The sequence below is a fragment of the Rhodococcus sp. 05-2254-5 genome, from assembly GCF_002258575.1.
In the GTDB taxonomy this organism is placed as follows: Bacteria; Actinomycetota; Actinomycetes; order Mycobacteriales; family Mycobacteriaceae; genus Rhodococcoides; species Rhodococcoides fascians.
This window is the reverse complement of record NZ_NOZG01000006.1, coordinates 50335-70661: the sequence shown is the minus strand read 5'-3', so window position 1 is coordinate 70661 and position 20327 is coordinate 50335. Positions and strand designations below refer to the sequence as shown.

Genomic DNA, 20327 nt, shown 5'->3' with positions numbered 1-20327 from the left:
CTATTGGACGAGCGAGCGCACATCCCACACCCATACGCCGCCGGTGTATTGCGGCTGGACGTCGAGCAGCTCGGTGACCGTGCTGCGCAGGGCGACGGTGTTCTTGCTCGGCGGAAGTACCACGACGTCGGCTTCCCAGAAGCTCATGTCCTGCGCCGCCTGGCTGCGCTGATCGGCGGTAATTTCCGGAACGGTGCCGGAGTCGTAGACCGAGCCGAGCAGCAGCGCAGTCGGGCGATCGACGGCGCCGTACTTGGCGACCTTCTCTTCCTGATCGCTCGGTCCGACGAAGTATCCGGCGGCCAGCGTGAAGCCCATGTCCGCGTCCATCTGCCAACGCAGCGGCCGGGCGTCCTCGGGCCGTGGGAGTGGGACGGTGACGACGGAACCGTCGTCGACGTAGTTCTGCCAGTCGCCGTCGGCGAAGAACCGAGGTGTGGGGGATTTGTCGACGGTGAGCAGCGGCGTCGGGATCAGCGGAACGAGGGCGAGGGCGAGTCCGGCGATCCAGAACGCGGGCAACGGCCGTAGTCCGTTGCGGAACGTCCGATCGGTGGCCAGGACGAGCAACAGAGCCAGTGCGGGGACCGCGCCGAGGGCGAAGCGGGTCTCGAGGACGGATTCGACGAGTGGGTATTCGGCGAGTTTCGTCCACGGCAGGGTGATGCCGGTGTCGTTCTTGCCGATCATCAGCGTTGCGCCGAGCGAGAGCACGCTCATGACAATGGCCGTGGCAGCCGCGGCCCTGGCGCAGGCAACACGCCACATCCACACTGCCGCCACGAGGCACAGCACGAGCAGCGGCCAGCCGAAGTATGCGTTCTCCTCGGTGGCGTTGATCCGTACGTTCTGTCCCGGGGTGGCGACGCCACCGATGGATTGCGTCGGGAACTGGAAGAGGGCTTTGGCGTCGTTGCCCATCGGGCCGTGTTCGAGGAAGGAATACGACTGCGGTCCGAAGAACTGCCACCACAGCGGCAAGGCCACGATGACCAGCGCGATGCTCGCCGATACCGCGAGCCGGGGTACGGCATTGCGGACGGCCGGCCACAGCGATCGCGGCCGGGACAGGTAGTAGACGACGGCGAAGATGGCGAACGACATCGCGAAGATCAGCAGCGGTTCTTCGCCGAGCAGGATCTGCAGCGCGACGATCAGGCCGAGCCCGACGGTGTTCTTGGTGGTTCCGCCGCCGTGTGCGATGCGGGTGACCAGCATCGCGATGACCGGGAGCAGGAACAGCACCACGAAGTTGGGGTGGCCGTTGGCATGGGAGATGGCACCGGGCGCGAAGCCGCACAGTGCGCCGCCCATTGCGGCGGCACCCTTGGACGCGTTCAGCTGACGCGAGAACAGCCAGTACCAGGCGAACGAGGTGCCTGCGAGGCCGATTGTGAGGGCAATTGCCCAGGTCACCGTTGGTCCGAAAAGTAACGTGATCGGGGCCAGCGGAATGGAGATGCCGAACATCGCCGTGTTCGCCATCAGATTCACCCCGAGTGGGTAATTCTGCAGGTCACTGGACAGTGGATTGTCCAGATGCGCGACGGCATGGGCGGCGACGGAGAAGAACCACTCCCACATCGTCTGGTCCTGGCCGCTGTTGTAGAGGTAGCCACCGTTGAGATTGCGCCACTGACCCTGCAGGACGTACACGGCGGCGATCAGAAACCCGACGGCCGCCACGATGTCGCCTCGCCCGACGCCGGAGTGTCGAGCCGGTGCCGTGGTCGGCTGCCGCTCGAGAACGCTCTGGTCGTGGGTGGTCATCGCGTCGAGGTTACAGAAAGATCACGGTGGGCGAAAACTCGAACGTGCTGGGTCACACCGGCTGGAGTGCGACGCCGCCCCACCCCTATGTACGGATCAGTCACCGATCCAGGTGGCCACATTCGTCACGTCCGCCCGTTCGGTTCGGAACGAGTTGATCGGGTGCTCCAGGTCCGCGTATCCGAACGAGATGCCGAGCACGATGCGCCGGTGCTCCGGTATGTCGAAGTAGTCGTGCAGAAAATCGGAGTACGACGCGAGGGCGGCCTGTGGGGCGGTTGCGATGCCGAGGCTGTGTGCGCTGAGCAGAAAGGTGTTGACGTACAGACCGCAGTCGATCGCTCCGTACTCGCCGAGATCGGCCTCGGTGGTGATCACGGCGACGTGTGGCGCATCGAAGAAGTCGAAGTTGCGGAGCATCTGAGCAAGGGCGCGCGGATCCCCCTTCTCGATGCCGACACTGTCGTAGAGCTGCAGTCCGCACGCACGGCGACGGTCGCGATAGTCGCCGGCGTACTGGGTGGGGAAGGGGATGTCACTCTGCACGGGGCCGCCGCCGCGGACGTGGTCCTGGAGTGTCCGGCGGAAGCGGTCTGTCCCTTCCCCTTCCGTCACGATGACCTGCCACGGCTGGGTGTTGCACCACGACGGTGTGCGCTGGCTCAGCGCGAGCACACGCTCGATATCGCCGCGTGGCACTGCATCCGGCCGGAACTGTCGGCACGTCCAGCGTTCTTCGAGAATTCCGGCGAGTGCCGAGAATTGCTGCCCTCGATCGTCTGTCACAGCGTCCATGTACACCCCTGGTCTCATTTCGAGACTACAAAGTAGCAGCAATAGTCTCGTTTCGAGACTGCTGGGTAAGGTCGACGGTATGCGTCATGCGGAGCTGGCCGATGTGCCCTGCTCGATTTCGAGGTCTCTGTCCGTTCTGGGTGACCGGTGGACGCTGGTGATTCTGAAGTGGTCGTTCGCCGGGGTTCGCCGTTTCAACCACTTCCAGAGCGCCATGGGGATCTCACGAAGTCGGCTGCAGGATCGACTCGACCGCCTCGTCGAGCACGACATTCTCGCCAAGGTGCAGACCGATTCCACCTACGCGGAATACCGGCTGACCCGCAAGGGCCACGACATCTATCCGATTCTGATGGCCTTCAAAGACTGGGGCGACGCGTACATGGCACCCGACGGTGTCCCCGTGCACTACACGCACCGCGACTGTGGGGGCGACGCACACGTGAGGCTCGAGTGTGATTCGTGTGGGGATGAGATCACGGCTCGTCAGGTGCTGCCGACGCCTGCCGCGGGCAACCCGCTTGCGCCGTGACGTACTCGGCCTGCGGTCGCGGTCTCGATCCGGCGCGCACAGCGATTATGCAGTGCGTACGACCAGTGCGAAGGGCCCGATATCGGTCACCGTGAAGCGTGGACCCTCGAACAGTGACTCGGGGAAGGTGACGGTGTAGCGCCGCACATTCGGATCGTTCGGGTAGACGTCCTCCGCCAGTCTCAAGGTGTAGCCGTCGGCGCCGCGGCGGAACAGGAAGGCATCGGGGGCGCGCCACTGGCTGGTGTCGAGCGCCTCGATCATCTGGTCGGGGGTCTCGAGCTCGGTCCACCGCTCGATGGCGTCGGCCCGCTGATCGAACTGCGCCAGTGGATTGGCGTAGTGCGACGTCAGTCCTTGGAATCCGAAGTACGGGTAGTAGCTCAGGAACGAGGTGTCCGCAGTGAGCAAGACGGTTTCGTCGCGCGGTCGACCGGTCTGTTCGGTCAGGGCGTCGTCGACCTCGCGGTAGTACGAGACGGCGCTCGGCGGACGCATATCGGCACGGTTGCCATCACCGTCGGTGTCGGAGTACGCGACGGTGATCTCGCTCTGCAGTACCTGGGGGATGTTCTGCGCGAAGGCCATTGCGCCGATGGTCGCGACGACGACGGCAGCGATGCGGAACTTCGGTGGCTCGTTGATGGCCTGGTAGATCGCGTGGCTGCCTTCGAGGAATCCGAAAACGCCTGCGCTGCCGAGCAATACGATGAGAACCGCTTCGAGTCGGAACGAGAGCAGTGTGGTGCCCGCAGCCGTGGCCGCCATGGACAGCAACGTCCACAGGTAGACCGCGACGACGCCGACTCCGAGTGCCTGTGCTCGACGCGACGACGAGAAACGTACTGCGACCCATACCGTTCCGAAGAGGCACAGAATGCCCATCATCGAGAACTCGAACATCGGGAACGGAAGCGTTGCACCGGCCTCGGGCAGGTAGTGCAGTGCGGTGCCCGATGTGGACGGTGCGCCGCGGAGGAAGTCGACGAGATACGGCAGCCATACCGTCGCCGCTATGAGGCCCGAGATGACGGCGATCGCAGCCACTTTGAGTGCAATGGGAATCAGGGCCCGCCAGGTCTTGCGCTCGCGACAGGCGAGAACGGCGGCGAACAAGGCCATCAGCACGACGGTGAACGCGGCCAGACCCAGGTACAGGGTGTAGAACGTCGCGGCCAGGCCGAGGAACAGGCCGGTACCGATTACCGCTCCCCAGCCGCCTGCTGCGCGTCCCCCCGTGGGGATGAATGTCCCATTCTTGCCGTCTGACCGACTGGATGCCGCATTCATCCCGACGGGGCGATGCAACGCGCCCCAGGCCAGGAGCAATGCCGGGGCGAACAGCAGCACGATGACGGCGCTGTAGGCCTCGGGCGAGGCGTAGGCGACAACCAATGCAGTCGTGACAGCGCTGACGGCGACAGCCCAGTCACTGCGGATCAGGGCCTTCCACAGTACGAAAGCGACCACCGACGTGACAGCAAGCAGTCCGATTGCGTACGGCTTGAACACTTCCCAGCCGTCCATACCCAGCAGGTTGCCGACCCGTCCACCGAGCCAGAACCAACCGGCGGGGTAGAAGGGTGGGATGTCGGCGTACGTCATGTCGCGCAACGACGCCGAATCCGTCAGCCGCGTCAGGTATTCGGTGCGAAACTCCTGGTCGACGGAGATGCCGAACAGGTACAGCTTGGTTGCCGCCAAAGGCATTCCGAGGGTCACGGTAACGAAGCCGGACAGCCCGACCCACGCCGATAGTCGAGCGATCCACGGCCACTTACGGATTCGGTACAGGTAGATCGACGACGCGAACAGGGCCGCGGCTACCACCTGGCCCAGAGTTGTCAGAGCGCGAGTGACGTTGGACGAGTTGAACGCCGGCCACTGAACCAGTGAGAAGGCGTACAGCCCGACCGTCGCCACCACGACTGCGACGAGCGCACCGAGAACGATCTCCCCGACGGCAGAGGCGGTTCTGCGAGCCGGTGCAACCCCGTCAGCCATCGAGATCAGATGGGCAGCTTGCGGAAGATCGGCCGCGGCACGTGTCGCAGCACCATCATCACCAGACGCCACGGTGCGGGAGTCCAGATGAGCGGGGTGCCCTTGCGCGATGCATTCACCGCGAGCTTCGCGATGACCTCCTTGTCGACGGTCATCGGCGCTTCCTTGACGTGGGCGCTGAACTTGGTGCGCACCATGCCCGGACGAACGACCGTGACCCGAGGACCGAACTCGCGCAACGCTTCTCCGAGTCCGAGGTAGAAACCGTCGAGGCCGGCCTTGGTGGAGCCGTAGACGAAGTTCGAGCGACGGACCCGCTCGCCTGCCACCGAGGACATGACGATGATGCGGCCGTACGCCTGCGCCTTCATCTTCTCGCCCAGCAGTACGCCGACCGACACGGATGCGGTGTAGTTGATGTTCGCGGCGAGGACGGCCTTGCGCTGGTCCTGCCAGAGCTGCTCGGCATCGAAGTCGACGGCGAAGGCGACGATCGCGACGTCGACGTCACCCTTGGCCCAGGCCGCGTCGATGACCTTCGGATGCGACGCGGTGTCGAGTGCGTCGAAGTCGATGACGTCCACGGACTTCGCGCCCTTGGCGGTCAGCTGTGCAACGGCACTCTCACGCAGCGGATCGTTGGGCAGCGCAGCGAGAACGACGCGTGCCGGAGACTTCGAGAGGTACTCCTCGGTGATAGCGAGACCGATCTCGCTGGTGCCACCCAGAACGAGAATCGTCTGCGGGTTACCTACGGCGTCTATCGTCACAGCAGTTCCAGCCTTCTAGCCATATCGGAGGCGAAAACGCCTGTGGGGTCTACAGATCGACGAACCTTGATCCATTCGTCGATCCGCGGGTACATCGAGTGGAACGTCTCGGCGTCGGTGCGCGAATCCTTCGCGGTGTACAGACGACCGCCGAACTCGAGCACACGCTTGTCGAGTTCGCGGACCATCTCGTTCAGGCCCGCCTTGATGGGGAAGTCCATCGCGACATTCCAGCCGGCCATCGGAAAGCTCAGTGGAGCTTTGTTTCCCGGGCCGAACAGCTTGAACACGTTTAGTGCCGAGTACTGGCCGGAGCGTTGAATGAACCGGATGATGTCCTTGAACTCCTCGAGCGCCTCTGTCGGAACAAGGAACTGGTACTGCAGGAAACCCTTGGGCCCGTAGCCTCTGTTCCACTCACCGACGAGGTCGAGGGGGTGGTAGAACTGCGTCAGGTTCTGCACCTTGCCGGTGTAGTTTCCGCCCATGCGGTAGTACGCCTCGCCGATCATGCTCATCGACAGTTTGTTCAAGCCGCTGATCGGAAAGATGTCCGGCACAGTCAAGAGCTGGGGTGCGTCGAACTTCAGTGGATCCTTCTGCAGTTTCGCGGGAAGTTCGTCGAACTTGGCCAGCGATCCGCGAGTAATCGTTGCGCGCCCAAGCTTGGGTGGTGCGCTCATCACGTCGAACCACGCACTCGAGTACGTGTAGTTGTCCTCGGTGCCGTCCTGGTGAGCCGCGACGGTCTCGTCGAGGCTCTCGGTGCGGATGCCGTCGTTGATGAAATAAGCCGTTTCGGTCGGCGTCATCTCGATCGTCGCACGCAGGATGATGCCGGTCAGGCCGTTGCCGCCGACCGTCGCCCAGAAGAGCTTGGCGTTCTTGCCCGTCGGCGTCAGGTGGCGGATCTGACCATCGGCGGTGAGCAGTTCCATCGAGCGGACGTGGTTGCCGAAGCTGCCCGCGCTGTGGTGGTTCTTGCCGTGGATGTCCGTGCCGATCGCTCCGCCGATGGTGACCTGACGGGTACCAGGAAGCACCGGAACCCACAGACCGAACGGCAGTGCAGCACGCATCAGTTGGTCGAGGTTGACGCCACCGTCGACGTCGACGATGCGCGTCGACGCGTCGATGCTGTGAATGCCGTTGAGGGCATTCATGTCGATGACGAGTCCGCCGGAGTTCTGCGCGTTGTCACCGTAGGAGCGGCCGAGGCCGCGGGCGATGACGCCGCGTCGGAGGTAAGCCGGCTTGGAGTCGTTCTGCTCGGCGACCTGCTTGACCGCGTTCGCGATGAGCTCGGGGTCGGAGGTCGAGAGCACCTCGCCGGTGGAGGGCGCAGTGCGGCCCCAACCAGTGAGTGTGCGGGTCTGCGTGGGTAGCGGCGCAGTGTTCCCGGCCTGTGGTTCCAGGGGGAAGAGTGCGTCGTCGGCTGTCGTGGACATCGCTCAAGAGGGTACCCGCATTGTGATAGCAGCTAATGTCAGTCCTCGTGTCCACCCCTGATCGCTCCATCGAAGACGGCTCCGGGAACGACGACTGGTCGCCCGAGGACGACGAGCTGCAGCATCACGTCCCGCTGCCCGTCGAGCTGCCACTGACCGAGAACATCGCCGACGCGGCCCTCGATCTCAAGACGCAGGTAGTGCGGTTTTTGGCGACGGGTGTGCTGTCGGCGATCGTCGATCAGGGCGTCAATCTGATCCTGCATTTCGTGTTCGGCGTCGGGGTGACTCTGGCCAAGGCGATCGGGTTCGTGCTCGGCACCACCACGGCGTACCTGATCAACCGTCGGTGGACGTTCAACGCGGCACCGTCCCGGGCCCGGTTCCTCGCCGTCGTCGCACTGTACGGAGTCACCTTCGCCGTCCAGGTCGGGATCTACACCTGGCTCTACCAGGTTCTTCCCGACGGCTTCTGGTACGCCAACGTGGCATTCGTCGTCGCGCAGGGAACGGCGACGGTCATCAACTTCCTGGTGCAGCGGTTCGTGATCTTCAAAATTCGGTAACTGTTGTGGGGCGCTAAGTTTCCTTGATCCCGGGCCGAAGTCCTGGTTCAATATGGCCCCAGGAGGGGAGTATCCCCCAGCAGCTTCGTCGTCACCACGGCCCGGCAATCCGGGCCCGGCGAGCGGCCCGCATCGGGCGGGAGAGACCTCCAGTTCACCGAACTGGAGGTTGTCATGTCCGTTCCAATTTGGGCTTGGGTGGCAGTACTCGGCTTCATCGTCGCCATGCTTGCGGTCGATTTGTTCGCCCATCGGCGAGCACACGTCATCGGACTGCGCGAAGCGGCTGTCTGGTCTGGTATCTGGGTCGCTTTCGGCGTTGGATTCGGTGCACTGATCTGGGCCACCGCCGGTGCCGAGTTCGGCCAGCAGTACTTCGCCGGCTACCTGATCGAGAAGTCGCTGGCGGTCGACAATGTGTTCGTGTGGGCCATCATCTTCACGTATTTCGCGGTGCCCAGGGAGTTGCAACACCGCGTCCTGTTCTTCGGCGTACTCGGTGCGCTGGTCTTTCGTGGCATCTTCATCGCCGGGGGATCTGCCCTCATCGCCAGCTTCAGCGCGGTGCTCTACCTCTTCGCTGCCTTCTTGATCTTCACCGGATACCGCATGGTGCGTCAGCGCAACGAGCATCTCGATCCCGAACAGTCTCGTACGCTGCGGTTGTTCCGTCGCTACGTTCCCATGACCGACGCGTTCTACGGGCAGAAGTTCGTGGTGCGCATCGGGGGCGTTGCGTTGGCCACTCCGCTGTTGGCGGTGCTCGTACTCGTCGAGGTCACCGACATCGTCTTCGCTGTCGATTCCATCCCGGCGATCTTCGCCGTCACCGACATCCCCTTCCTGGTGTTCACCGCCAACGCATTCGCCATTCTCGGACTGCGCGCGATGTACTTTCTGCTCGCGGACCTGATGCACCGATTCGTGTATCTGAAGGTGGGACTGGCGTTGGTCCTCATCTGGGTCGGCATCAAGATGGCACTCAAGGTCGACGTGTTCTACATCCCCACCGCCGTCTCGCTCGGTGTCATCTCGTCGATTCTCGCGATCTCCGTGATACTCAGTTTGCGAGCCACCCGAGGGCAGGATGCGCACCCGGAGGTCGACCAGTCGGCGTCTCCGTTCCGGACGGCGACGGAAACGGAACTTGCTGCGGCTCAACCTTTGTGGAGCACGCGCGGTCGACGGAAAGACCGTCTGTAGCCTTCGCATCGGGTGTTGGGGCGACGCCGCACGACCGCGGTGTCGCCCCAGCAACGACTTACTCAGAAGGTGGGCAGGTTTCCTGCTTCGAGGGCTTCGGTGAGGGTGGGGGCGGCTTTGTCTTTGGCGGAGAGCTCGTAGGTCAGGGGCGATCCGTCGCGGCCGGTGGTGGGCCAGTCGATGCCCAGGGCGGGGTCGAGGGGGTTGATGTCGCGGTCCAGTGCCGGGGTGTATTCGAGGCCGCACAGGTACATGACGGTGGAGTTGTCTTCCAACGACAAGATGGCGTGGCCGAGGCCTTCGGAGAGGAACACTGCTTTGCGGTCGATGTCGTCGATCAGCACGCTGTCCCATTGCCCGAACGTCGGGGAGCCGACGCGCAGGTCGACGATGACGTCGAGGAACGCTCCGCGGGCGCAGGTGACGTATTTCGCTTGCCCGGGTGGGTTGGTGGTGAAGTGGATTCCGCGCAGCACTCCGGCGGCGGAGACCGAGCAGTTCGCCTGCTTCAGATCCAGGGCTCGCCCGGTCGTCTCTTCGAAGAGGCTGGCTTTGAACCATTCGAAGAACACGCCGCGGTCGTCGCCGAACTGGCGTGGGGTGTATTCGTAGGCACCGGATATTGTCAGTTCACGAAAGGTCATCGGTTTCCTCGGTCGATCAGATCGAGCAGGTAGCGGCCGTAGCCGGATTTGACGAGTGTCTCGGCGCGGGCGCGCAGTTCGTCGTCGGTGATGAATCCGCGTCGCCAGGCGACTTCTTCGGGGGATCCGATCTTGAGTCCTTGGCGTTGTTCGATGGTGCGCACGTAGTTGGAGGCGTCGAGCAGGGAGTCGAAGGTGCCGGTGTCGAGCCAGGCGGTGCCGCGGGGCAGGACTTCGACCTGGAGGCGGCCGGCGTCGAGGTAGTGGCGGTTGACGTCGGTGATCTCGTATTCGCCGCGGGCGGAGGGGGCGAGGTCGCGGGCGATGGCGATGACGTCGTTGTCGTAGAAGTACAGGCCCGGGACGGCGTAGTTCGATTTCGGGGCGGTGGGTTTTTCTTCCAACGAGATGGCTTTGCGGTTCGCATCGAATTCGATGACGCCGTAGGCGGTGGGGTCGGAGACCTCGTAGGCGAAGACGGCGCCGCCGTCGATGGTGTCGAAGCGTGAGAGTTGGGTGCCCAGGCCGGGGCCGTAGAAGATGTTGTCGCCGAGCACCAGGGCGGCGGAGTCGGTGCCGATGTGCTCGGCTCCCAGGACGAAGGCTTGGGCGAGGCCGTTGGGTTCGTGTTGGACCTTGTAGGTCAAGGAGATGCCGAATTGGGAGCCGTCGCCGAGCAGGCGCGTGAACTGGTCGGCGTCCTGGGGTGTGGTGATGATGAGGATCTCGCGGATGCCGGCGAGGATCAGGGTCGAGAGGGGGTAGTAGATCATCGGTTTGTCGTAGACCGGGACCAGCTGTTTGCTCACTCCCATCGTGATCGGATGAAGCCGTGAGCCCGTGCCGCCCGCCAGAATGATTCCCCGCATGAGCCCGAAGTCTTCCAGACCCTCCGATCACCCGCTCGGTCGTGCACCTTCGTTTCCGGCGCGCGAGGTGGCAACTGCCCATAGACTCCGGCCAGCCCTGCCCCGTTCCGACGGAACCGCCCGTCGACCGAACAAAGGACAAGCCACGTGACGACGAGTAGCCAGATCGCCACCGGTGCCACTCAGATCACCGAATTGATGGCCGGAATGACCGACGCCGAACGCGCGTCGGCCACGCCCTGCACGGAGTGGACAGTCGCTGACCTGACGGACCACCTGGTGCACACCGCGGCCAACCTGGTGACGATGGCGCGAGGCGGGGAGATCGACTGGTCGGCCGCACCCGAGCCCTCCTCGGATCCGGTTCCGCTGTGGACCGCCCGGACCCGCGAACTGCTGACCGAGCTCGACGCAGGTTCACCGCTGCCGGCCGGCATGGTCGCTGCTGAACTGTCGGTGCACGCGTGGGACCTTGCGACCGCGCTCGGGCGCGGTACCGACGACTTCGACCAGACCGTGGCGGAGGAGGGGATGGTGTTCATGTCGGCCAATATGACCGATGAGCGCAGGGGTGGTGCCTTCGATCCCGAGCAGCCTGCACCCGACGGAGCAAACGCGTACGAGCGCATCGCGGCTTTTGCCGGGCGCACTGTTCGACGGTCCTGACACGTCCAGCGGCGCTCACTCCCACGGGATTCGATAGGGCTGAGACTGGCCTTCGGTCGTCGATGTCGGCCATTCCGACGGCCACACGATCAGCGGATCGGCTGTGAGCTCGTCCACCTCCGGAGGCAGCGGATTCGCGTCCACCTGGATTCGTTCCCAACAGCATTCACCCGACGCGACGCGGCGTGCGTAGTGGATCAGGTCGGCCGACGCTCGCGGTGAGGACGCCACGCGGGCCAGTAGTTCCGTGGTGACGGTCCGGGTTTTAAGGTCTGCGTTCGAGGCGCGTGTACGCGTGGCTTCGAGCTCTCCGCAGGATGCCATCAGTCGGTCGTAGGCAGCGCGGGCGTGCGGAGGCAGTGACTCGATCATGCGTCCCGCCATGGTTCGTCGCCGGTGCCGACGGAGAAGTCCTCGTCCGGTGAGTCGAGTACCGGTCGGATATCCGCGGTCTTGCCCGCTTCGACGGCTTGCTTGCCGTAGTCGAGGAGGTCGTTCAGCGGTCGCAGTGTGTCGTCGATCTTCTGGCCCACCTGGCCTTCGGGGTCGCCGAGCGCGTCGAGGAACCCGCCGAAGTCGTCGACCACCTGCTCGATCTTCACAATGAGATCCTTGGTCAGATCCATTGCCGTCAAGCATATTTCGATGATGCTCTCCACCTGCCATGCAGTGCCGACCACCGGCACTTTCTTGAGCACGACCTTCAACGCACCGCGGGCGTTGTCGAGGGCCACTTCGGACTCGAGCAATTCGACGATCTTGCGGACCACTGCCAGCGCTGCGCCACGAAGTTGCTCGGCGATGGCCGTACAGATTGCGGCGATCGTTCGGCCGGCATGCCCTTCCCATCGCATTGCGGCGAGTTGTCGGTCGGCATAGTCGGTGAATGCCTGTGCGGCTGCACCGTTCCAGTGACCGTCGACGCGGCGTACTCCTGCAGCCAACGACTCGGCTGCGGCTTCCATGGCGTCGCCCGCAATCTGGTACGCCTGACCGATTCGACGGATTTCGTTCCAGTTGCCGGTGACAGGAATGGTCGCTTCGCGTAGCGGACTCCACCCGGAGAGTTCGAAGATCGTTCGGTCGATCTCGCCGAGCCACTCGGAGGCATCGGCGAGCACGTCGCGGATGTCGTCGATGGCGGGATTGGTTGGAGAACAATCGATTCCGTGAGGATGACCGTAGTCAGCGGCACCGTCGAATTCGTCTACATGCCCGGCCGCGGCGTGATCCGAACTCCCGCGGTCGCTGCCGGGTAGCGGTGGCACAGATGTGTGGGCGTTGAGCAGGTCGTAATTCTTTCGATCTTGATCGGCATACAACCAGGCAGCTTTGTTCAGCTCGGCCCCCATCTCGCCGCAGTTGGCCGACAGGTGAACGTGTCGGGTGCGGGTCATCTCTTGGAAGCGCGCGATATACGGACGCAGCTTCTTCAGAATCTCTCCGACCACGTTCTCGCCGAGGCCCGCGTTGTCGAGCAAGTAGTGGTGACTGGCCAGGGTATCGACACCGATGCGATCGAGAAGATTACCGAGACCGGCGATTTCGGATGTTTTCGCCGAGAGCTGTTCGGTCATTCCGTCGAGCTCTTCCGTAGTGAGGAGATGAGGCCTTCGACGTCTTCGTCGGTCAGTGCGTTCTCGACATCACGGTCGGCAAGCACGACGAAGACCGCGACCTCTGCGGTGGCGAAACCGGTAGTCGTGACGACGTCGAATGTCGCTCGGGGAGGAGGGCAGTACGGCGAATCCGGTATGTCTTCCACCAGGGCTGTGTAGTGGACAGCCGGAGCTCCGTCGATCTGCAGATACTTGGGGTCCCCGATCCGAACGGTGGGTTCCAGAGACCCATCTTCGTTGGTGAAGATCATCGACGCTTTCTGCACCTCTCGATAGGCGAGGACAGTCAAGTCACCGGCACGACGACCGGTCATTCCGCTGATTGCCGAAGACTCGAACTCACCGCCTTCGCAATCGAATCGTCCGTGGAGACCCATTGCGCCGTATGTTGCGGTCGATCCGTCCTCGCCGACCCACTCCGAGAATCCGTCGTTCCAATTCTCCCAGTCAGCCGGAATGTCGTAAGTCCAGCCGAATTTGGTGGCGATGGGCTGCGGCTGCCCGTCGGGCACGTCGATTTGCGGTGGCGGGCGTTCCATCGACGGAAAACCCGGCGGCAGGGGCGGCGGCACTGTCGTCGAGCCCGTGGGTCTGGGTGACACCGGTGGCAGAGTCCGTACACCCTCGTACGGTTCCGGCACTTGCGGAGCCAGCTGCGGAATTGCCCACATGAGCCCGAACAGCAGCGTTGTCAGTGCCGCGAGACGGACAAGAATTTTTCCCAGACCCATTGACGTACTCCCCCCGAAGTCGAACAGAAGCTAGCACGCGCGCCCGACAAGAACGGCCCACACGAGCATCCCCCGGTAAAGTGCCTGTTCATGAGAATTCTCGTCACGGGTGGGGCCGGGTTCATCGGCGCGAACTTCGTCCATCAGACCCTCGCGCAGCGCCCCGACTCCCAGGTCACCGTGCTCGACAAGCTCACCTACGCCGGCAACAAGGCCTCTCTGGACCCCGTCGCCGATCGCATCGACTTCGTGCACGGCGACATCGCCGACGCCGATCTCGTCGACCGCCTCGTCCGCGAGACCGATCTCGTCGTCCACTTCGCCGCCGAATCCCACAACGACAATTCGTTGACCGACCCGTGGCCGTTCGTGCACACCAACGTCATCGGCACCACCACGTTGCTCAACGCGGTCCGCGAGCACGACGTCCGCTACCACCACATCTCCACCGATGAGGTCTACGGCGACCTCGAACTCGACGATCCGGCGAGATTCACCGAATCGACCCCGTACAACCCGTCGAGCCCGTACTCGTCGACCAAGGCGTCGAGCGATCTGCTGGTCCGCGCGTGGACCCGCTCGTTCGGGGTCCGCTCCACCATCTCGAACTGCTCCAACAACTACGGCCCGTATCAGCACGTGGAGAAGTTCATCCCGCGTCAGATCACCAACATCCTCAGCGGCTCACGCCCCAAGCTCTACGGTGCCGGGCAGAACGTGCGCGACTGGATCCACGTCGACGACCACAACAGTGCCGTCTGGGCCATCATCGACGGTGGCCGCATCGGCGAGACCTACCTCATCGGAGCCGACGGCGAAGCCAACAACCGCACCGTCCTCGAAGCGATCCTCGAAGAAACCGGCAACGCACCCGACGCATTCGATTTCGTCACCGACCGCCCCGGCCACGATCTGCGCTACGCCATCGACTCGACCAAACTCCGCACCGAATTGGGTTGGACACCAACCTATGTCGACTTCCGAGCAGGGTTGAAGGCGACCGTCGACTGGTACCGCGACAACGAGCAGTGGTGGCGACCGCAGAAGGACGCCACCGAGGCCGTCTATGCGACGAAGGAATCCGTACTGCCCTGAAAATCCGAAACGCTAGCTGCTGCGCGACATCCGATGTCGCAGCAGCAGGTACACGGCGCGCCGCATGAACGAGGTCATGAGTGCCTTGGCGTTGCCGATGCGAACGTCACTGTCGGACAACAACGTCGGGTCGCTCGCCTGGAGGGAGCGGTGGAAGTCGGCGGCCTGACGGGCCTGCTGGGTGGCCAGCTCGACGCTCCACTGTCCCGAGTTGATGCGAAACGACGCCAGCGGCTGGGGAATGGCAACGATGTCGCCGCGCAGCGCTACGGCGATGAAGGTGGCCTGGTCGATCAGGTACGGATGACTGTTGTCCCACAGTCCGACTGCGCGCAGTTCCGAGAGCTTCATCATGACGCCGCCGGGTTCACCGAAGATGTTGGCTCCGGCCCGAACTGCTGTTCTCGCGGCCACTCGACCCGACGTCTTTCCCTGTAGTCCGCCGAGTCCGCGCGCGGCGATGACGGTTTTGCTGTTGGCGTCGATCAACGTGCGTTGCGCGGCGACGAGTACCGCGGTCGGATGGGCGTCGAAAGCCTGTACCTGGGCGGCGAGCGCGGTGCGGTGGATGGTGTCGTCACCGCACACGAGTTTGATCAGCTCGCCCGATGCTTCCTCGGTGACGCGATTCCAGTTGGCCTGTGCCCCGCCGCCCGCGGGTGTGGTGAGGAGGCGAATGCGTGGATCGTCGTACTTCTGGGCAACTGCCAGGGTGCCGTCGGTCGACGAGTGGTCGGCAATGACCAGCTCGAAGTCCGTGAACGTCTGGGCGAGAATCGAATCGATGGTCTCGGCCAGGTATTCGGCGTTGTTGTACGCCGGGACGACGACGGAAACTCGGGGTGTCATGGTGTGGGGTCCTGGCTCTTTCTGCGAAACGAGAAGTCGCGGTAGCCGAAGAAGCTGACGACTGCCATCACTGCTGTGACGACCAATTGGGAAGGGATGGGCGGGAAGTGGAACACCGAGACAGCGAGGGTCATCAGTGAGATGTTGGCGAGGAACGCTCCGAAGTTGACCACGAAGAACCGGAGCAGATCTCTGAAGAAGTGCCCGCGAACGCGAAACACGAGGTAGCGATACATCGCGAACGCGCACAGTACGTTGCAGAGATACCCGAGCACGATGGCGGCGTGGTATCCGTATCGCTCGCCGATCAGCAACTGCCACACGATGAACCATGCGGTGCCCAGTGCGGTGTTGACGCCGCCGACGAGCAGAAATGCGATCTTCTGATTCTTGACGATGCGCATCAGTGGTCCCGGTGCACCGTTCATGCCGGCCGGAGGCGCGGGAGTCTGCGGTTCGGTCATCGGCCCACCGCCAGTGCCTGACGCGTCGCGAACAGGGTCGAGGCGATACCCGCAGGCAGTGTGCGGTGGGTGCGTCGATCGATCTGTGGCCAGACGGTCGACCGCAGTCGTAGGTCGCGTCCTTGGAACGCCGCGAGGGGAGAGGCCGCCAGCACTACGTTGGGGCGTCGACGAAAGACCGTTCGGCAGGCACCGAGAATGGAACCGATGGTGACGGCCTCACCCGAGGCGAAGATCTTGACGGTCGGAGCGATACGTCGTTCGGCGGAGACGGTTAGGGCGTCGGCCACCATTTCGGCGGCGTCGCTGACGTAGAGGTAATCGCGCAGGGTGTCCATGGGGACGTAGATCGACACCGGTGAGGCCATCAGGTATCCGCGACACAGGTGCGAGATCAACCCCTGAGGTTTCGCGAGGTTCTGTCCCGGGCCGTAGAGGTTGGCGAATCGGCCGACGACAACGTTGACCCCGGTGCGGATGCCGAATTCGGTCGCGACCGACTCGGACTGCAGTTTCGCGAAACCGTAGTCGCCCAACGGGATCGGCGGTGTTTCTTCGTCGTGTGGGGCTCCCGGTGCGCCGGCGTAGACGCCTCCGGCAGACGACGCGAGAAACACCGTTCCGGTGTCCGCGCGGTCCGCAGCGACGGACTCGACCCGGGCCAGTACGGTCCGGATCAGATCGTTCTCTTCGGCGAATTGTGCTGCGCTGGTGCCGTTCACGCCGGCTCCGGCGGCCCAGACGACGTTCCACGCGCCGGTCCGGAACGAGTCGAAGAAGGCCGAACAGCGTTGCAGCAGAGTTTCTTCGGCCAGTGATCGGTCGGACCACGGGATTGCACTGGTGTGCACGTGATGTCCGCGTCGTCGAGCTTCCCGCGTCACCGATGCGCCGAGCAGTCCGCCGCTGCCGACGACCCAGGTGTGCGTCGCGTTCACGCCGGCGGTGCGGGATCGGTCGACGGTTCGGTGCGTCCGAGCGGCCCGTTTCCAGGGTCGGTCACGATCAGGTAGGGCGGCTTGCCCATGGCGGTCTTGACGTTGACGCCGACGTACTCGGCCACCACTCCGAGTGAGAACAGGGTGGCTCCGAAGCCGAACAGCAGGATCACCATCGTCGATGCCCAGCCTCGCACTTCGGCACCGGAATCGAAGACGAAGTACGACACCAGCACGTAGGCGACGAGAACGAGGCCCAGTAGCGCGAAGGCGATGCCGATGAAGGACACCAGTCGCAGACCTTTGGTGCCGCTGGAGAGCACCATTCGCCAGAAGTGCGACAGAAGCGTCCGCAGCCGGTATCCCGATCGACGGTCCACTTCTTCTCGCAGGGCCACCGGGCTCGTCGTGACGTCGCCTGCAATCCACCCGAGTGCGATGTCGAGGTATGCCTCGGAGCCGGCGTAGGCGGCAACGGATCGACCGACTTCGCCGAGGACCAGGCGGTAGCTCTGGTAGTCGACGGTGTTGTCCCCGGCCAGAGCCTTGGCGATGAGCCACTTCGCTCCGCGTGAGGCGGCGTTGCGCCAGAGTCCGTGCGGTGCGACGTTCGTCGGCTTGGCGTAGACGACGGTGGATTGCCGGTCGAGGGCGGTATCGAGCATGCCGCCGATCGCGGCCGGGTCGTGTTGGCCGTCCTCGTCCATCGTGACGATCCACTCGCCGCCGCTCGATGCCATGCCGGCGAGGGTGGCGGGGTGTTGGCCGAAGTTACGACTGAGCCACACGCCACGAACGAACGTATGCGCCTCGGTGAGCTGCCGGATCACGGCTGCGGAGTTGTCGGGTCCGTGGTCGAACACGAGGAGAACTTCTTCGACGATCATCGGCCGCCCGAGGGGCGTGTGGGTGACCTGCGTCAACGGGATGATCTCGTCCATCAGCGCGCTGAGCGTCCGCTCGCCCTGGTAGACCGGAACCACGATGGAGATGCGGTGCGGAGCAGCAGCGTCGGACGTCACGAGGTCTGACCCTATCTGCTGGACGTCGTACTGCCGAACTCCGGCGCGGAGGGGCGTCGACGTCGTCGAACATCGAGTACGACCAGGCCGATCAGCACCATCACCCCACCGGCCATGGCAGCGAGTCCGAGTCGTTCACCGGGCGGCCGGAAGGTGAGTTCCAGGTCCGCTGCGTCGGTGCCGGGCGGCAGGTCGACGTACAGGAAGATATCGGCCAGACCCTTCGTCTGCAGCGGCTCGCCGTTCAGAGTGGCGGTGTAGCCGGGCCAGGCCAACCGCGAGAAGACGACGCTGCCACCGGCGGGCGCGGAGACGGTGACGTGCTCGGAGTCCGCGTTGGACGAGATCGGGTCGGCGGAGGCGTTCACCGTCGCTACGACGCGTCCCGACGCGTCAGGAATCAATCCATCGACGCGTTCGAGGACGTAGACCTGCCGAGCGGAGTCGGGGGTGGGCGCGGTGACCCACTGCCAGCCTGCGGGCGCGGCCTCCCTCTCGGCCAGCGGATACTGCAATTTCTGCAGTACGACGCGGTCGAGCTGCATCAGATCGGCATAGGTCTTGCCGGTGTACGGCTCGATCTCGTAGAGCCGGTCGAAGGCGTCGGTGCAGGTCGAACCCTCGTGCTCGAAGCACAGCAGGTTTGCGAAATCGAGGTAGCCGACGGGGGTGTAGGCGTTGACGTAGTCCAGGCCCATCACCTTGGCGGAGTTGCCGTAGACCTGCGAGTGCCACGGCAGTTGCGGGTCGTCGGGCCCGTCGGCTTCGGTCTCGGTCAGCGCACGACTGCCGAGCTGCAGCGTCGAGCCCTGCCACTGCGGGAACTGGGCTTTGGCCTCGGACTGCGAGGTGGGGAGCCACCATTTGGCGAACGGCGGTTGGTATCCGGCCACCTGGTACATCGCGATCGGCGCGATCGTGACCAGGATGAGCGCGGCGGTGGCCCGGGTGGAGAAGCGGTGGGCGAGCAGCAGGGCGAGTGCGCCGACCAGCAGGATCGCGAGCGCAGCAACGATGTGGCGGCCGAAGAACTCCGGACCCGACGAGCCTGCACGCAGCAGCAACACCAGCGTGAGCAGGCCGGCGGCGAGCAGTCGGGGCCGCAGCTTGTCCAGAGTTCCGTATCGGCTGATCAGGGTGACGACGAGGATCAACGCGACGATGGCGACGAAGGGGAGGATGCGCGCGGGCCAGCGGATGGGGCCGATGTCGCTGGGGCCCGCGGTGAAGACCAGCGCGAACGCCAACAGAATCAGTGGTGCGGCCAGCTCACGCAAGGCCGCGGGCACCCGACGCCAGGCGATGAACGCGAGCGCAGGGACGAGGAACCAGGCGATGTAGGTGACCGGGGATTCGGTGGTCTCGCCTGCCCACGATTCGATGCTGGTCACGGCCGTCGGGATGCTGGCGGTCAACGATTCCGACCACGGTGCCGTCAGGAAGTTGTCGTTGAACGTTCCCTCGTCACCGCTGCGCCAGGTGACCGCGGAGGTCAGTACTCCCGGCAGGAAGGTGACGGCCCCGCAGGCGGCCGCGGCGATGCCGACGCTGCACACCTTCAGCGCCGGACGCCACAGGCGCTGGAACAACCGTTCACCGATGGCGACCGAGCCGATCATGACGCCGGCCATGACCGCGGCGTGGACGTATCCCACGCTGATGGCCAGGTAGAGGAACACGAACGGCACGACGGGGCCGCTGTGGCCGCGGGCGTACTTCACCGAGCTCGCCCATGCGTTGGTGATGTACGCGGTGCCGATGAGGGCCGTCACCCACGAGGTGTTCTCGAAGAACAGAGTGAAGCCGACGAACGGCGCGCTCGCGCCTGCGACGGCGGCCCAGTTGGCGCGTGCCCCGTAGACGAGCGCGACGCGGTACACACCCCAGGCCAGCAGGATCGAGAAGCCCAGTTTGACGACCGTCGCGAGCAGGACCAGGTTGTCGATCGAGGGCGAGACGTAGTTGATCGCCATCTGCACCGGGTTCCACAGTCCGCCCTGGCCTTCGACGGGATAGTTGCCCGCCATCCACTGATCGAGCACGAGGGACGGGAAGTGACCGTCGCGCATGATGCGCCCGAGTTGAAGCCAGTTGGGGATGGCACCGGATTCGGTGTCGTCGATGTAGAAGAAGCGAGGGTCGACGCTGAGCACCAAGAGATAGCCCAACACGACGACGGCCGCAATTGCCGCTCCCCATACGAGGCGCTCTCGTCTGCTGTCGGGCAGGGAGCTGCTCGCGATCTGGGTATCCGTGGTGGGCAAGGGTCAACTCCGTGAGTTCGGGCAAAGACACCCGACTGTAGCTGTCGTCTTGCTCCCGAGCCGAAACGCCGACGCATG

20 protein-coding genes are annotated in these 20327 nt (G+C 64.2%); 5 read left to right on the top strand and 15 right to left on the bottom strand.

Annotation, left to right across the window (positions count from 1 at the left end):
• Together CH278_RS04455 and CH278_RS04450 are read right to left on the bottom strand one after the other, a co-directional pair.
• Entirely contained in the window at positions 1–1770 is a 1770-nt protein-coding gene (locus CH278_RS04455) for a glycosyl transferase (protein WP_094621286.1), read from the bottom strand.
• Positions 1771–1866: 96 nt separating this feature from the next.
• Positions 1867–2565, bottom strand: a complete 699-nt coding sequence (locus CH278_RS04450) for a nitroreductase (RefSeq protein ID WP_052053690.1) — start codon at positions 2563–2565, stop codon at positions 1867–1869.
• 79 nt (positions 2566–2644) lie between these two features.
• On the opposite strand from CH278_RS04450, the gene CH278_RS04445 reads away from it, so the two are divergent.
• Entirely contained in the window at positions 2645–3097 is a 453-nt protein-coding gene (locus CH278_RS04445) for a winged helix-turn-helix transcriptional regulator (RefSeq protein WP_032371687.1), read from the top strand.
• 45 nt (positions 3098–3142) lie between these two features.
• Here CH278_RS04445 and CH278_RS04440 read toward each other — a convergent pair whose 3' ends face one another.
• The 3 genes from CH278_RS04440 to CH278_RS04430 are packed head-to-tail and all read right to left on the bottom strand — an operon-like array spanning position 3143 to position 7319.
• Positions 3143–5101, bottom strand: coding sequence for a galactan 5-O-arabinofuranosyltransferase (locus CH278_RS04440; RefSeq protein ID WP_094621285.1), 1959 nt, complete (start codon positions 5099–5101; stop codon positions 3143–3145).
• Positions 5102–5106: 5 nt separating this feature from the next.
• Positions 5107–5871 carry a decaprenylphospho-beta-D-erythro-pentofuranosid-2-ulose 2-reductase gene (locus tag CH278_RS04435; protein WP_027494796.1) on the bottom strand — a complete coding sequence of 255 codons (765 nt, stop codon included), beginning with the start codon at positions 5869–5871 and terminating at the stop codon, positions 5107–5109.
• Complete coding sequence (locus CH278_RS04430; protein ID WP_094621284.1) at positions 5868–7319, bottom strand: FAD-binding oxidoreductase; 1452 nt, start codon at positions 7317–7319, stop codon at positions 5868–5870. Before CH278_RS04430 ends, CH278_RS04435 begins: the two co-directional genes overlap by 4 nt.
• Positions 7320–7366: 47 nt before the next feature.
• Between CH278_RS04430 and CH278_RS04425 the strand changes: the two genes are divergently transcribed.
• Positions 7367–7885, top strand: coding sequence for a GtrA family protein (locus CH278_RS04425; RefSeq protein WP_080729430.1), 519 nt, complete (start codon positions 7367–7369; stop codon positions 7883–7885).
• Positions 7886–8059: 174 nt separating this feature from the next.
• Positions 8060–9088: a TerC family protein gene (locus CH278_RS04420; RefSeq protein WP_094621283.1), complete on the top strand. Its 1029-nt coding sequence runs from the start codon at positions 8060–8062 to the stop codon at positions 9086–9088.
• Positions 9089–9150: 62 nt separating this feature from the next.
• Here the strand turns inward: CH278_RS04420 and CH278_RS04415 are convergent, their stop codons facing one another.
• Positions 9151–9732, bottom strand: coding sequence for a dTDP-4-dehydrorhamnose 3,5-epimerase family protein (locus CH278_RS04415; RefSeq protein WP_032385367.1), 582 nt, complete (start codon positions 9730–9732; stop codon positions 9151–9153).
• Complete coding sequence (rfbA, locus tag CH278_RS04410; protein ID WP_094621282.1) at positions 9729–10601, bottom strand: glucose-1-phosphate thymidylyltransferase RfbA; 873 nt, start codon at positions 10599–10601, stop codon at positions 9729–9731. The genes CH278_RS04415 and rfbA overlap by 4 nt, the downstream gene beginning before the upstream one ends.
• A 147-nt stretch (positions 10602–10748) precedes the next feature.
• On the opposite strand from rfbA, the gene CH278_RS04405 reads away from it, so the two are divergent.
• Positions 10749–11267, top strand: a complete 519-nt coding sequence (locus tag CH278_RS04405) for a maleylpyruvate isomerase family mycothiol-dependent enzyme (RefSeq protein ID WP_051364928.1) — start codon at positions 10749–10751, stop codon at positions 11265–11267.
• Between the two features lie 15 nt (positions 11268–11282).
• Here the strand turns inward: CH278_RS04405 and CH278_RS04400 are convergent, their stop codons facing one another.
• The 3 genes from CH278_RS04400 to CH278_RS04390 are packed head-to-tail and all read right to left on the bottom strand — an operon-like array spanning position 11283 to position 13617.
• Positions 11283–11639 carry a hypothetical protein gene (locus tag CH278_RS04400; protein WP_143536211.1) on the bottom strand — a complete coding sequence of 119 codons (357 nt, stop codon included), beginning with the start codon at positions 11637–11639 and terminating at the stop codon, positions 11283–11285.
• Positions 11636–12844 (bottom strand): WXG100 family type VII secretion target, encoded by a 1209-nt coding sequence (locus tag CH278_RS04395; protein WP_094621280.1) that lies wholly within the window; start codon positions 12842–12844, stop codon positions 11636–11638. The genes CH278_RS04400 and CH278_RS04395 overlap by 4 nt, the downstream gene beginning before the upstream one ends.
• Positions 12841–13617 carry a hypothetical protein gene (locus CH278_RS04390; RefSeq protein ID WP_179274354.1) on the bottom strand — a complete coding sequence of 259 codons (777 nt, stop codon included), beginning with the start codon at positions 13615–13617 and terminating at the stop codon, positions 12841–12843. The genes CH278_RS04395 and CH278_RS04390 overlap by 4 nt, the downstream gene beginning before the upstream one ends.
• A 90-nt stretch (positions 13618–13707) precedes the next feature.
• Here CH278_RS04390 and rfbB point away from each other — a divergent pair, with 90 nt between their 5' ends.
• Positions 13708–14712 (top strand): dTDP-glucose 4,6-dehydratase, encoded by a 1005-nt coding sequence (gene rfbB, locus CH278_RS04380; RefSeq protein ID WP_032407817.1) that lies wholly within the window; start codon positions 13708–13710, stop codon positions 14710–14712.
• A gap of 12 nt (positions 14713–14724) precedes the next feature.
• On the opposite strand, the gene CH278_RS04375 is transcribed toward rfbB, so the two are convergent.
• The 5 genes from CH278_RS04375 to CH278_RS04355 are packed head-to-tail and all read right to left on the bottom strand — an operon-like array spanning position 14725 to position 20249.
• On the bottom strand, positions 14725–15561 hold the full coding sequence (locus CH278_RS04375; RefSeq protein WP_032374163.1) for a glycosyltransferase family 2 protein: 837 nt from the start codon (positions 15559–15561) through the stop codon (positions 14725–14727).
• Positions 15558–16025, bottom strand: coding sequence for a GtrA family protein (locus tag CH278_RS04370; protein WP_032374162.1), 468 nt, complete (start codon positions 16023–16025; stop codon positions 15558–15560). The genes CH278_RS04375 and CH278_RS04370 overlap by 4 nt, the downstream gene beginning before the upstream one ends.
• Positions 16022–16963 (bottom strand): NAD-dependent epimerase/dehydratase family protein, encoded by a 942-nt coding sequence (locus CH278_RS04365; protein ID WP_094621277.1) that lies wholly within the window; start codon positions 16961–16963, stop codon positions 16022–16024. The genes CH278_RS04370 and CH278_RS04365 overlap by 4 nt, the downstream gene beginning before the upstream one ends.
• Positions 16960–17955 carry a glycosyltransferase gene (locus tag CH278_RS04360; protein WP_032367283.1) on the bottom strand — a complete coding sequence of 332 codons (996 nt, stop codon included), beginning with the start codon at positions 17953–17955 and terminating at the stop codon, positions 16960–16962. The genes CH278_RS04365 and CH278_RS04360 overlap by 4 nt, the downstream gene beginning before the upstream one ends.
• A 41-nt stretch (positions 17956–17996) precedes the next feature.
• Positions 17997–20249 carry a hypothetical protein gene (locus CH278_RS04355; RefSeq protein WP_094621276.1) on the bottom strand — a complete coding sequence of 751 codons (2253 nt, stop codon included), beginning with the start codon at positions 20247–20249 and terminating at the stop codon, positions 17997–17999.
• Positions 20250–20327 lie beyond the last annotated feature (78 nt).

Coding starts and splice junctions, on each gene's coding strand:
- CH278_RS04390 (WP_179274354.1), bottom strand. CDS start 13,617: ATGGGTCTGGGAAAAATTCTTGTCCGTCTCGCGGCACTGACAACGCTG.
- CH278_RS04445 (WP_032371687.1), top strand. CDS start 2,645: ATGCGTCATGCGGAGCTGGCCGATGTGCCCTGCTCGATTTCGAGGTCT.
- CH278_RS04450 (WP_052053690.1), bottom strand. CDS start 2,565: ATGGACGCTGTGACAGACGATCGAGGGCAGCAATTCTCGGCACTCGCC.
- CH278_RS04400 (WP_143536211.1), bottom strand. CDS start 11,639: ATGATCGAGTCACTGCCTCCGCACGCCCGCGCTGCCTACGACCGACTG.
- rfbA (WP_094621282.1), bottom strand. CDS start 10,601: ATGCGGGGAATCATTCTGGCGGGCGGCACGGGCTCACGGCTTCATCCG.
- CH278_RS04370 (WP_032374162.1), bottom strand. CDS start 16,025: ATGACCGAACCGCAGACTCCCGCGCCTCCGGCCGGCATGAACGGTGCA.
- CH278_RS04395 (WP_094621280.1), bottom strand. CDS start 12,844: ATGACCGAACAGCTCTCGGCGAAAACATCCGAAATCGCCGGTCTCGGT.
- rfbB (WP_032407817.1), top strand. CDS start 13,708: ATGAGAATTCTCGTCACGGGTGGGGCCGGGTTCATCGGCGCGAACTTC.
- CH278_RS04440 (WP_094621285.1), bottom strand. CDS start 5,101: ATGGCTGACGGGGTTGCACCGGCTCGCAGAACCGCCTCTGCCGTCGGG.
- CH278_RS04430 (WP_094621284.1), bottom strand. CDS start 7,319: ATGTCCACGACAGCCGACGACGCACTCTTCCCCCTGGAACCACAGGCC.
- CH278_RS04420 (WP_094621283.1), top strand. CDS start 8,060: ATGTCCGTTCCAATTTGGGCTTGGGTGGCAGTACTCGGCTTCATCGTC.
- CH278_RS04415 (WP_032385367.1), bottom strand. CDS start 9,732: ATGACCTTTCGTGAACTGACAATATCCGGTGCCTACGAATACACCCCA.
- CH278_RS04375 (WP_032374163.1), bottom strand. CDS start 15,561: ATGACACCCCGAGTTTCCGTCGTCGTCCCGGCGTACAACAACGCCGAA.
- CH278_RS04455 (WP_094621286.1), bottom strand. CDS start 1,770: ATGACCACCCACGACCAGAGCGTTCTCGAGCGGCAGCCGACCACGGCA.